Below are 12881 nucleotides of genomic sequence, written 5' to 3'. Positions count from 1 at the left end.
ATTATGATTTGACTGCACATCAATTATAAAAGCAGTATAATAACACCAGATGTCAGATGTTTTTTTATTGCGTTTTTAAAATAAAGAGGGGTACAGAATGTTTCGCAGTGTCCATGAATATAAATCGAGATTTCGCATATTAAAAGGTGGGAAAATTTCTCTGGTCGTCTCTACATTGCTGGTAGGCTCATCGATGGTTGGAACGAGTCTTTATGCTGCTGAGGTAATTACTGCCACTCAGACAACGACCCAACAATATGATTATTCAGGAGGAGGAGATACCGATGTTGATCTTCTGGTGAGCACAGGAAGTATTGAGTTATCAAATACAGGGCTTCAAACGGCGGTAGATGTTATAAGACCGTCAGCTTCATCATACGCTACTACAATTACCAACAATGGTACAATCTCAGCTGATTCAACAGATAACAGCAATAGCACGGGAATTTCAATCAAGGGGGATTCATCAGCTCCTACAGTCGGTGATGTGACCATTACTAACGCTGGGGCAATAGCTGCTACTACCACAGGTGAGGGCAAAGGGATTTATATTGTATATCATGATTCGCTCATGCATATTCTCAACGATGCTACAGGCACCATAACCTCTTCTACTTTCGGTCTTAATTTTAAAGATATTAATTTTCAGTCTGGTTCAACTATAGCCAATAGCGGACTGATTCATACTGAGACAACAAACGGTAATTATGCTAGTGCAATCTATGTTTATAATGATTCCGCAACCACATTGAGTGGCATGATTACTAACCATGCTGGAGATGGTACTACAACCGGTGTAATTTCGGCACAGGCGGATAATGGTCAAGCTAAAGGCATTGATCTATACGCGTACAATGTTGATGGGCTGCACTTAACCAACAGCGGCACCATCAGTTCTACAGCAGGAAATGAGGCGTATGGAATTCAATTTCGTAGTAATGGTTATTTAAATATAAATAATACGACGATTTCCAATGAATTAGGTGCTGAAATTTCAGCAACATCTACAAGTTCAAGTGCGATTGGGATTGATTTTTATTCAGGTAATGATTATATTTATCTTAATAATACAAGCATCATAAATGCAGGATCTATCAGTGCGGAAGTAGCGGATGGCAGGGCTTATGGCATTAGAATGTATAGTAACAGCGGCACATATATATATAATTCATCAATTACGAACAGTGGAACGATTAGTGCATTGGCGGGTGATAATGGTACTGCGTATGGAATCTATGCCGGAAAAGTGGATGGATCATATATAAGCAATAGCGGAACAATAAGTGCAACGGTAGGTAGTTATGGTTCTTCGAGAGCTATTTATATAGTAGATATGATAACCTCATCATACATCAGTAACAGTGGAACAATAAGCGCAACAGCTGGTCATCATGGTTATGCCTACGGCTTAAATATCGGGAATATGGCTGATTTGTCTTATGTTAACAATATTGGAACAATCAGTGTGTTGGCAGATCATGACAGTTATGCGTATGGCTTAAACATCGGGAATATGTCTGATTCGTCTTATATCAGCAACAGCGGAACGATTAGCGCAACAGTAGGCTATGGTGGTGCAGCAAAAGGTATCAACATAGGAAGCCTATCATCATATATCAGCAATAGTGGAACAATTAGTGCATTGGCGGCAGATCATGACAGTAATGCATATGGCATCTATATTGGAAATATGAGCAGTGCATCACATATCATCAACAGCGGAACAATAAGTGCAATAGCTGGCTACAATGGTTCCGCGAAAGCTATTTATATCGGAAATATGAGTGACTCATCATATATCAGCAATATAAGTGGTAAAACAATCAGTGCTGAAGTAGGTAATAATGGTAGTGCAGTGGGAATTAATATGGGAAATTTATATAATACAGCACACATCACAAATGGCGGAACAATTAGTGTGACAGCGGGTTCTAATAGTACGGCAAGAGGTATAGATAGTGGATATTTGCGTGATAACTCATATATTAAAAACAGCACGAGCGGAACTTTTAGTATAAGCGGTACAGATGCTTATGGTATTATGGCTAGTATGGATACCTCTGCGACGATAAGCAATGAGGGAAGTATTAATATAGATGGTACAAACAGCGCCTATGGAATTATGATTAATAATAGCACTATGGGATCGGCAATAACCAATAGTGGTACGATTACGGCAACTATTAACAATCAAGCTGATGCGTCAGGGTACTCTCTCCAAACACAAGGTGATGTTAGCATACATAATACTTCGACGGGGAATCTCAATGGTAACTTAGCTGTATTTGGAACATTGACCAATGATGGAAATATTAGGCTTCCATACAACGCAAACAGTTCGACATCGCGTGCAACTGTTGGCGATTTCATTCAATCGTCTGCTGGTATTTTGGAAATAGGTCTAAATACAAGTGCGGACGGAGTTGTAACCAATAAGTATTCGCAACTATCTACTAACAATGCTACTTTTGCAAACGGTTCGACAATCAATGTTAATGTCCTAACGAGTGGGGCTAATCAAAATATTTTAGTCGGTAAAACACTAACTGATGTTGTCAGTGCCACTACAAATCTGACACTTGATGGAACATTGAATGTAACTGATAACTCGGCATTGCTGAATTTTGAGTATGTTTTGGACGGAGACACTATCGACTTAAATGTTGTTCAGGGAACTACGCTTCTTGATTCGGTAGTTGCTGGCGGGGGAAACACAAATACACAAGCGGCTGGGCATGCACTGCAGACTATTCAAGATAATGGAAGTTTTACGGCTATGAATAGCTATATCGCAGCATTGAATACTCTAGGAACCGATACGGAAGTTGCTCATGCAATCTTGTCCACGACTCCGATGGCTACTGCTGCAACTTCAACTGCGAGTACTCAGATCGCAAACAGTATTCAAGGTATGGTCGGAGTGCGTCAAAGTAGCACGATGGGTTCAGGTGGGATGAACTCAGGGGATATCGCACTACGCGATCAGAACCTCTGGATTAAACCATTCGGAAGTAAAGGCAAACAAGATAAAAAAGATGGTATTAACGGCTTCAATGTCAAATCATACGGATTTGGAATGGGTTACGACGCCGAAGTGGCACCGAAGCAGCGTTTTGGTGCGGCACTCTTCTATACTGCCGCAAGCGTTGATATCAACGGTATGCCTCAAACCAGCGACCTAAAAATTTACACGGCACTTATTTATGGAAACACCTCGCTTAATAGCAATACTGATTTCCTTTATCAGGCAGGATATTCATGGCAAAAAACCAATAGCGAACGCACGATTCTTCCAACTTATGATCATGCGAAAGCTGAGTACACTTCTAAAACTGCGTCGCTTGATTTGAAATTGATGCAAAACTATAAAATTGATAGCGCTCTTAGCATCCGTCCGCTTGTTGAGACAACCTACCGTCACAATACTAGTCCCTCATACAGTGAGAGCGGAGCAGGGGCCATGAACCTGAATGTTAATGCATTTACCTCTACTCAGTTGATCATAGGGGGCGGAGCGATTATCGACTATAAGTTGGATAAAAAGTCTGCATTAGTAAGTGAACTGGAGGTAGGATACGATCTTCGCCATAATGCCCAAACGGTCACTTCCTCGTACCAAGGTGCAACTGGAGTGGATTTTACAACAGCTGGTATCGATAATGGTGGCTGGCGGTACAATGTGGGTCTTGGGTACGATATGGCAAACATCCTTGGTGGTGAGCTGAACTTTATGTATAACTATCAAGCACAGGGTAGCAGTTTTGATAACCATATGCTCTCAGCCAAATACATATACAAATTTTAAGGAATGCTTTGAGCCATATCGCTTCATTCTCTTTTGCGATCATTCTCCTTCTATTATGGGGGTGTGGCACGGTTCCGACTCCGCAAGAGCGTCAGGAGACACTCAATACTCTGGCGGCAGATGAAAATCTTTCTGCTTCCATAATCCATACAACCCATTTTTCCCTCTCCTCCATTGTTTCAAGTCAGTGTGAGAATAAAGTAATGCGGGTTTATATCGAAGGAGACGGACTCTCATGGATTACCAGCTCCCGTCTCTCTGACAATCCGACACCTATCAACCCATTGGCGGCTAAACTAATGAAGATTGATCCTAGCGGATGCAAAGCCTACTTAGCCCGTCCGTGTCAATATACCAACGACACACAATGCAACCAAGAGTACTGGAGCAATAGACGCTTCAGTCCTGAAGTGATTGAAAGTTATACTCAGGCACTTGATACTTTGAAAAAACATTATGACATTAACACATTCACTTTGATTGGATATTCAGGTGGGGGAGCCGTTGCGGCACTCAGTACCGCAATGCGCAATGATGTAACACTACTTATTACCGTAGCTGGAAATCTGGATACAGATAAATGGGTGCAGATACACGATATTGCGACATTGAGTGGTTCTTTGAATCCAGCTGACTTTACATCTAGACTTGAACATATTTCACAAATACACCTGATTGGAAAACAGGATACTGTTATTCCTAAAGAAGTATTTATATCTTATAGAAACAGATTTAAAAATAAAGAATTGATTCAATATTATGAGGTCAATGCAACCCACCATGACAGGCTGGAAAAAGAATATCAGATATTTTTAACAAAGGTCAAATAATGAAACCATCTAAACTTGATAATCAGAAAATTGATTTTACTTACTCCGTAAATATCGTAGAATTCTTAAAACAGATGAGAAGCACTATTCTTATGAGTACCTACCAAGGTGGTAAAATTATGATAATGGGTCAGCATAATAATGCATTTGACATCCGTTATAAAGATTTTCCTCGCCCTATGGGAATGTTTACAAGTAGTGGGAAGCTTTGGGCGGGTTTGGGACATGGAATTTACCAGTTTGCAAACTACAGCAGTGTGACCAGTAAACTCGAAGATGGAAAGACCTATGATGCGTGCTATCTACCACAGAATATTCACTTCACGGCCGACATCGATATTCATGAGATGGAATATTGCAACAATGAACTGTACTTTATTAATACCAAATTTTCATGTCTATGTATTAAAGAATCCAACAGCAGTTTTAAACCAATCTGGAAACCTCCGTTTATAACACTCCTGCAGCCAATTGACAAATGTCATCTAAATGGTTTTTGTACTCGTGATGGCGAACCCAGATATGTGACAGCTCTTGGCGAGACAGATGAGCCGCTAGGATGGAGATCCAACAAAGCAAATGGCGGAATCTTAATGGATATAAAGACCAATGAGATTTTAGTCAAAGGGCTGAGTATGCCACATTCTCCACGATGGCACCAAGAGAAACTATGGGTTCTTGAGTCAGGAAAAGGAGCTTTATCCTATTATGATTTTAAAAAGAAAAAGCTGATAGAAGTGGTATCTCTTCCTGGATTTACGCGAGGACTTCAAATTGTTGGGGATTTTGCCTTTGTAGGGCTATCAAAAGTTAGAGAGAGCGCGACATTTAGTGGTCTTCCGATCACAAAACTATTAAAACGAGTAAGCGGCGTCTGGATAGTGAATATTAAAACAGGAAAAATTGTCTCTTTTGTAGAATTTACAAGCGGTGTGGATGAGGTATTTGCTATAAGTGTACTTCCATTTTCAAAGATAGAGATATTTGACTTTGATAGTGATTATTCAAAAGCAAATTATATTGTAGCGGCAGAAGATATTGATCAGGTTAAAATGCCCGAGACAGCAATAGAGCAGGCTGCACCGTTGTTTGAAAAGGGTGCAGATTTTTTTAACGAAAATAAAAAAGAAGAAGCGATTAAAGAGTATAAAAAAGCGTTGGCTATTCAGAGTGATTACCTTCCTGCGACTTTAAATATGGCGATTGCACTCGGTGATCTTGAGCGGTTTGATGAAGCTTTGGAAGTTTTAAAAGAAGTAATTGATAAAGATGCTTCCATGCTGGAAGCATATGACTCTTTAGGTTATGTTTATTATAAAAAAGGTGACTTCAAGTCCGCAAAAGAGAACTATATGAATATCCTTGAACTTGACCCTACTAATGCTAAAGCTAAAAATGCACTTTCTATATTAGCTAATGAAACTAAAGCAAAAAAGAAAAAATAAGCCCATTAGCTTATCTCAAATAGCTCGAAGTTGAATTAATTCATATTTTGTAAGAAGTGGTTATTAAGTTCAATAATCCGGTGATACTATACAGCTGTAGTATAATTTATACTGTAGCCATTTTTAGTAACTTATTTTACTGCTTTATATTAGATATCTTATGGATAAGAAGCTTATTTTTTTAAGCTTTATATCCTAGCTTTTTTTCTAAGCTAAGCGCACCATCAAAAAGTGTCTGCTCATCATAGGCTTTAGCAATTAGTTGAAGTCCAACAGGCATACCGTTTTGGGCATTACATATTGGAAGCGATAGAGCAGGGAGCCCTGCAAGGTTTACGCTGATGGAGTACAAATCACTCAAGTACATGTCCATTGGGTTTTTAAGCTCTCCAAATTTAGGTGCGGTACCAGGTGCAATCGGAGAGAGTATCAAATCAACATCCTCAAAGATTTTTACATACTCATCTTTGATGATGTGGCGTACTTTTTGCGCTTTTACATAGTATGCTTCATAATATCCGCTTGAGAGTACAAAGTTTCCTAATAGGATGCGGCGTTTTACTTCATCACCAAAGCCGTTGCTACGAGTTTGAATAAAAGTGTCTTCGAGATTTTTGCCATCAACGCGGTTTCCATAGCGGATACCGTCATATCTAGCCAAATTTGTCGTAGCTTCAGCGGTTGCTGTGATATAGTAAGCAGAGATGTCAAATTTAGCGTCCATTAACTCTTTTTCAACTATCTCATGTCCAGAGGCTTTTAGTGCTTCTATGGCTTGTGCATAAGCTTTTTTTACTTCGTCGCTTGCATTTTCAATATGTTTAGGAAGTACAGCAACGCGAAGTTTTCTAGAAGCGTCTAGTTTATCAGATACTTTGTCGTTCATGTTTGCTGAAGTTGAATCTTTTTCATCATGTCCGCTGATGATGTCATACAAAATTGCGGCATCTTCAACATTTTGAGTCATAGGACCAATTTGATCAAGAGAAGAAGCGTAAGCACCTAAGCCATAACGACTAACTCGTCCATAAGTCGGCTTCATCCCAACGATTCCACAAAACGCAGCAGGTTGGCGGATAGACCCACCAGTGTCACTTCCAAGAGCAGCAATAGCAAGACCAGCAGCAACAGCAGCCGCACTTCCTCCACTACTTCCACCTGGAACGCAGTCACGATTTCTAGGGTTTAGCGTTTTGCCATAAAAGCTTGATTCCGTAGTTGAACCCATAGCAAATTCGTCCATATTTGTTCTGCCAAACGCACTAAGTCCAGCACTTAACATCTTCTCGATAACAGTAGCGTTGTACGGCGAGATGTAGCCTTGAAGTATATTTGAGCCAGAAGTAACAGACCAATCTTTTACTTGAATATTGTCTTTGATGGCAATCGGAACACCATCGCCCACATTGTTGACATCAATGTAAGCATTAAGCTCAGAATCCGCTTCGATTTTTGCTTTTAAATCTTCTTTAAATTTATTTAAATCTTCTTTATTTAGTTTTAGAGCTTCTTTTAATGTAATCATTAAAATATCCTGTTTTTTAAATTATTGTTGGGATTATAGCTAAATGTGTATATGGTTTTAAAGAGCATGTTATATTGTTTGCTATGCTCTGTAGGATGAACAGCAAATAAAACACCAATAGTAGAGATAATCATGAAAGGTATTTTGTAAGTGTAAATTGCAAACTGTGCTTACAAAAGTGGAAAATGTCAGAATTCAGATGGTAGTAGTCTATTCACTTTATAAGAAGTAAATAAAATGGTTATCGTCTGGCTTTATATAGCTTGAAACGGTTGCAATTATCTTAGTTATGCTTTGGCTGCTTGGACTTGCCAGCTCATACACTATGGGTGGATTTATTCATATCCTTCTTGTTATTGCAATCGTGGTGATTTTAATTCGTGTTATCCAAGGTCGTAGTGTACTTTAAATAGAAAATTCTTCTTTTTATTATGATAACAAAAGCGACAGAACTATTTGCTTATAGATGGTGTAATATTTAATGTTGACTCTTTTTAACATATTTTTACAAAAGCGCATAACATCAAATACTAATATGAGTTTTTAGATGCGTGTTTACTTGAATTTTTTTACCAAAAATATTCCAATATTAATTAGAACAAATATCGCAACAATAGTAGTTACGATAAATGAGCTCTCAACAGGCTGTGAAAAATCAGGCATTTACTACCTTTGAGCATCTTTCACAAATACTCTCTTCGTCATGAGATTGATATTTCCAACATCTAGGGCATTTCGCTTTGGTTGCTTTTTGGATAACAAATATATCTCCATCAACCTCAAATTTCCCAAGTTCTTCTGTTGGTTCTTCATCTGAGATACCGGAGACAACAAACCAATCTTCTGCGGCAGTTTTATCCATTTTAGAGACTATTTTAGATTGAGTTATAATTACTAACTCTAAAGTATTTTTAATGATTTTCTCTTTTTTCAGAGTATCAACTATCTCATAAAAGCCTTCTCTTGCGCTGCTCATGTAGTCAATATTGAAATCATAATCTTCTATTTTTATATCTTCATAGACAAAATCAAATATATCTTTTGCATCGCCTTTTATGATTGAAGGAGCATGCTCTATAATCTCATCAGCCGTATAAGTTAAAATCGGAGCGATTAAAACCAAAAGAGATTTCGTCATAATTGCCATGGCACTTTGACTGGAGTTTCTTTTTGGATCACTAACGCCGTCGCAGTAGAGACTATCTTTTGTGATGTCGATGTAGATTCCACTTAACTCATTTACGATAAAGTTGTTTAACATGCTCATACCATGAACAAAGTTGTATTCGCTAAACGATTTATGAACTCTTCCAAATACACCTTTTGCTTCTGTAAGTATCCATTTATCCAGCTCTCCCATTTCACTGTGTGGAGTTATCGTCTTTAAGTCGCTGATATTTGCTAGCATAATTCTAAAAGTATTTCTAAGTTTACGATAGTTTTCGGCAGTTTGTTTGAGAATATTTTGAGAGATTTTCAGATCTCCTTGATAATCACTTGAGGCTACCCAAAGTCTAAGAATCTCACTTCCATACTCTTTTAAAACCTGTTCTGGTGCGACAACATTGCCTTTTGACTTAGACATCTTCTCGCCTTTTTCATCCACTGTAAAACCGTGAGTAAGAACTGCTTTATAGGGTGCTTTATGCTCAACTGCAGCACTTAAGAACATTGATGATTGGAACCATCCGCGATGCTGATCGCTTCCCTCAACATACAAGTCAGCTTGATACTCTCCGGCATCATAGTTGCGAGATTTTAGTACGGCGTTCCATGTTGAGCCACTATCAAACCAGACATCTAAAATATCTGTTACTTTTTCAAGTTCATCAGCTTTATAACCAGAACCTGGGTAAAGAAGCTCTTCTATTGGCATTGAGTACCAAACATCGCTTCCCTTCATTTCAAAAATCATAGCAATAAAATTTAAAATCTTCTCTTCAAATATAGCCTCACCAGTAGCTTTTACTCTGAAAAATGCTATCGGAACACCCCAATCTCTTTGACGAGAAATACACCAGTCTGGGCGATTTTCAACCATAGATCTTAGTCTATTTTTTCCACTCTCAGGAAAGAAAAGAGTCTTTTCAACCTCACTAAGAGCGATTTCTCTTAGTGTCTCATTTTGCTCGTTCGGCTTAGCATCTACACTTATAAACCACTGCTTTGTTGCTCTAAAGATTAGAGGAGTGTGACTTCTCCAGCAGTGCGGATATGAGTGGGTAAATTTACTTACTTTTAGAACACTCTCGCCCATTAGTGTGATTAAATCATCATTTGATTTGAAAATGTGACGACCAACAAAATCCTCGCCATTTGGAATCAGACCAAGAGTAACAACGCTCGTATCAAAACATCCAGTTTCATCAACTGGCATAACAACCTCTAAGTCATAAACAAGACCAACGCGGTAGTCATCTTCGCCATGTCCAGGAGCCGTATGAACACAACCGGTTCCGTTGTCTACTAAAACATGCTCTCCTAAAACGATGCGAGAAGTTCTGCCATTTAGTGGGTTGATTGCTAAAAGATTTTCAAACTCACTAGATTTGAAAGTTTTTGCAATATCACCATTTACAATATTTTGTTCTCTTAGAGACTCCAAAAGTGTTTTTGCAACTATATAGCCGTCCGTTGTAAGTGCATAATCTTCATTTGGATTTAGCGAGATACCTGTATTTGCTGGGATTGTCCAAGGAGTTGTTGTCCAAATTACTAAAGCAGCTTTAGTTGTAATACTAAGTTTAGTTTTTGCATCATTGCTTAATTCAAACGCAATAAAAATAGAGTGAGACTCTTTGTCTTCATACTCAACTTCAGCCTCAGCAAGTGCAGTTCTCTCGGCCCATGACCAAAAAACAGGTTTGCTTCTCTCGATTAAAAGACCTTTTTTTGCTACGCTACAAAGTGTTCTATATATATTTGCTTCAAATTTGTAATCCATCGTCACATAAGGATTTTCCCAATCAGCTAAAATACCCAATTGCTTAAATTCATCTCGCTGTATATTTACAAACTCTGACGCATGAGCACGGCAAAGCTCTCTGATTTTAGCAGTCTCTAGCAGCTCCTTTTTCTGTTTTCCGCCTAGCTTTTTTTCAACTTGTTGCTCAATTGGCAGTCCATGACAATCCCAACCAGGAGTAAAACGAACAGATTTTCCATTAAAATAGTTATGTTTAACAATGATGTCTTTTAAAATTTTATTTAGTGCATGTCCAATATGAGTATGCCCGTTTGCGTATGGGGGACCATCATGAAGAGTGAAACTTGTTGCACCCTTGCGGTTATTTTTCATTTTTTCATATATTTTATTGTTGTTCCAAGCGCTGTATCTTATAGGCTCATTCTTGATTAAATCGCCTCGCATGGCAAAAGTTGTAGTAGGTAAGAGTAGTGTATCTTTGTAATCCATAAGTGCCTCTGGGGGTTTGTAAAATTTCTGCATTGTATCTATAAAGTGTTTAAACGCCTATAAGAGTGATATAATAAGCCAAATAATTTGCTAAAAAAGGCTATAAAATATATGAAATTACATCTTTTATTTATTGGAAATAAGTTTATATATAACCATTCGCTCAGAGAGTATGTAATCAGACAAATAGAGAAAAAAACAGATTTTATTGACTCTGTTTCATACTTTAAAGAGAGTGATAACTCCCTATTCTTATATCTTGAACAGGAGCTAAATTCATCAAATAAACTAATAGTAGTTACAACAAAAAGACTCTTTTCAACCATAGGAAAACTTATATGTACAGCAACGAGTGATAATCAAATATTAAAAGATGGCATTTTGATTCCATCTAAATGTTTGGTCTTTGAGGGGGGGAGTTATGTTGTCAAGCATAATGGTTCTATTGCGAATATTTTACAAGTAGATGAGATGCAAAAATTTCCAGAGATTTTGCTTAGCTTTGAGGACTCTAGAGCAACTCTGCATCTTTTTGAAGAGGATAAAGAGAGTGCAATAGCACTTCTCTCTCCAATATCACAGACTTATGATGTAAAGCTAGATATGATTAAGTTGATAGATGGGTGGTTAAGGGTTGAGATAAGAAGCAAAAAGCATGGAAATATCTCTAAGTTTATTGCAGCGTCAAAGCAACTTTTACCAAAAAAGGTCATTGGTGCAACATCTATTGCTAGTTATATTATAGAAAAATTATTCCAAAAAGATAAAAAAATCACTTTTGCTGAGAGTTGTACCGGCGGACTTTTGAGTTATTATTTTACTAAAAATAATGGTTCTTCAAAAATATTTGACGGCTCTTTGATTACATACTCAAATGCACTAAAAGAGAATTGGCTAGGTGTTGATGGCACTACGCTAGAAGAGTATGGCGCGGTAAGCGATGAGGTTGTGTCTGAGATGAGCGCTGGGGCTCTCAATGTTAGTGCGGCGGATTACGCTATATCTATAAGCGGAATTGCTGGTGATGGCGGTGGAACTGAGTTCAAGCCAGTTGGTACTGTTCATATCGGAGTAAGAAGTAAAACTAAACATAGTGAAATAGAGATTAACCTAGATGGTGATAGAAATTATATTCAAGAACAGAGTGTTCTTTTTGCAATAAAGATGTTGATACTGCTAGATAAAGAGACTTTTTTTTAAATTTAGTCCTTTTTATCTTGACAATCAAAACCTATTTGCCTATAATTTCGTCCTCTAAAGAAAACAGAGAAATCGTCTTGTTAGCTCAGCTGGTAGAGCATCTCACTTTTAATGAGGATGCCGATGGTTCGAATCCATCACAGGACACCATTTAAAAAAAATATTTATGCGCGGTGGTAGATCAGTTGGTTAGATTACCTGCCTGTCACGCAGGGGGTCGCGGGTTCGAGCCCCGTCCACCGCGCCACTTTAGGGCGTTTAGCTCAGTTGGTAGAGCGCTACCCTTACAAGGTAGATGTCACAAGTTCGAGTCTTGTAATGCCCACCATTTTGTTTTATATGCACGAAGCTTTTGACTCATGTACTTTTGTACACTTCGCCAAAACCTTAGCACATCTAAAATCAAAAAACAAGTTTTATTTAAAGCCTTTTTGTTTATGAAAGTGACCCTTTCGTCTAGTGGCCAAGGACACTATCACTTCATGGTAGGGACAGAGGTTCAAATCCTTTAGGGGTCGCCACTCTTTTGGTGTTATGTATTAGTGAAAAATGGGCGTTTAGCTCAGTTGGTAGAGCGCTACCCTTACAAGGTAGATGTCACAAGTTCGAGTCTTGTAATGCCCACCATTTTTTAATTATACTTCGTTAAATTTTAACTCTC

6 protein-coding genes, 5 tRNA genes and 1 pseudogene are annotated in these 12881 nt (G+C 38.2%); 10 read left to right on the top strand and 2 right to left on the bottom strand.

Annotation, left to right across the window (positions count from 1 at the left end):
• Window positions 1–97 precede the first annotated feature (97 nt).
• From PHV22_RS04045 to PHV22_RS04035, 3 genes are read left to right on the top strand one after another with little or no spacing between them, the layout of a single operon-like run.
• A complete protein-coding gene (locus tag PHV22_RS04045) occupies window positions 98–3805 on the top strand; it encodes an autotransporter domain-containing protein (RefSeq protein ID WP_295022973.1) in 3708 nt (1235 codons plus the stop codon).
• Window positions 3806–3813: 8 nt separating this feature from the next.
• Entirely contained in the window at window positions 3814–4635 is an 822-nt protein-coding gene (locus tag PHV22_RS04040) for an alpha/beta hydrolase (protein ID WP_295022974.1), read from the top strand.
• Window positions 4635–6080, top strand: a complete 1446-nt coding sequence (locus tag PHV22_RS04035) for a TIGR03032 family protein (protein ID WP_295022975.1) — start codon at window positions 4635–4637, stop codon at window positions 6078–6080. The genes PHV22_RS04040 and PHV22_RS04035 overlap by 1 nt, the downstream gene beginning before the upstream one ends.
• A 181-nt stretch (window positions 6081–6261) precedes the next feature.
• Here PHV22_RS04035 and gatA read toward each other — a convergent pair whose 3' ends face one another.
• Window positions 6262–7605 carry an Asp-tRNA(Asn)/Glu-tRNA(Gln) amidotransferase subunit GatA gene (gene gatA, locus PHV22_RS04030; RefSeq protein WP_295022976.1) on the bottom strand — a complete coding sequence of 448 codons (1344 nt, stop codon included), beginning with the start codon at window positions 7603–7605 and terminating at the stop codon, window positions 6262–6264.
• 274 nt (window positions 7606–7879) lie between these two features.
• Here gatA and PHV22_RS04025 point away from each other — a divergent pair.
• Window positions 7880–8014 (top strand): annotated as a pseudogene (locus tag PHV22_RS04025) (lmo0937 family membrane protein); the annotation flags it as partial.
• Window positions 8015–8260: 246 nt separating this feature from the next.
• Here the strand turns inward: PHV22_RS04025 and ileS are convergent.
• The gene (gene ileS, locus PHV22_RS04020; RefSeq protein ID WP_295023242.1) at window positions 8261–11020 is read right to left on the bottom strand and encodes an isoleucine--tRNA ligase; all 2760 of its coding nucleotides are present in this window, start codon (window positions 11018–11020) and stop codon (window positions 8261–8263) included.
• A 111-nt stretch (window positions 11021–11131) separates the two neighbouring features.
• On the opposite strand from ileS, the gene PHV22_RS04015 reads away from it, so the two are divergent.
• The 6 genes from PHV22_RS04015 to PHV22_RS03990 all read left to right on the top strand — a co-directional run bounded on the left by PHV22_RS04015 (window position 11132) and on the right by PHV22_RS03990 (window position 12847).
• Window positions 11132–12220, top strand: a complete 1089-nt coding sequence (locus PHV22_RS04015) for a CinA family protein (protein WP_295022977.1) — start codon at window positions 11132–11134, stop codon at window positions 12218–12220.
• Between the two features lie 74 nt (window positions 12221–12294).
• Window positions 12295–12370, top strand: a tRNA-Lys gene (locus PHV22_RS04010).
• A 20-nt stretch (window positions 12371–12390) separates the two neighbouring features.
• A tRNA-Asp gene (locus PHV22_RS04005) sits at window positions 12391–12467 on the top strand.
• Between the two features lie 5 nt (window positions 12468–12472).
• Window positions 12473–12548, top strand: a tRNA-Val gene (locus tag PHV22_RS04000).
• A 117-nt stretch (window positions 12549–12665) separates the two neighbouring features.
• Window positions 12666–12741: transfer RNA gene (locus PHV22_RS03995), tRNA-Glu, on the top strand.
• A gap of 30 nt (window positions 12742–12771) precedes the next feature.
• A tRNA-Val gene (locus tag PHV22_RS03990) sits at window positions 12772–12847 on the top strand.
• Window positions 12848–12881: the final 34 nt, after the last annotated feature.

This window comes from Sulfurimonas sp. (genome assembly GCF_028713515.1).
GTDB lineage: Bacteria > Campylobacterota > Campylobacteria > Campylobacterales > Sulfurimonadaceae > Sulfurimonas.
This window is presented reverse-complemented; position numbering and strand designations above follow the sequence as displayed.

Bases quoted from the DNA above. Each gene is read 5' to 3' on its own strand.
- PHV22_RS04045 (WP_295022973.1), top strand. From the start codon at position 98: ATGTTTCGCAGTGTCCATGAATATAAATCGAGATTTCGCATATTAAAA.
- PHV22_RS04035 (WP_295022975.1), top strand. From the start codon at position 4,635: ATGAAACCATCTAAACTTGATAATCAGAAAATTGATTTTACTTACTCC.
- gatA (WP_295022976.1), bottom strand. From the start codon at position 7,605: ATGATTACATTAAAAGAAGCTCTAAAACTAAATAAAGAAGATTTAAAT.
- ileS (WP_295023242.1), bottom strand. From the start codon at position 11,020: ATGGATTACAAAGATACACTACTCTTACCTACTACAACTTTTGCCATG.
- PHV22_RS04015 (WP_295022977.1), top strand. From the start codon at position 11,132: ATGAAATTACATCTTTTATTTATTGGAAATAAGTTTATATATAACCAT.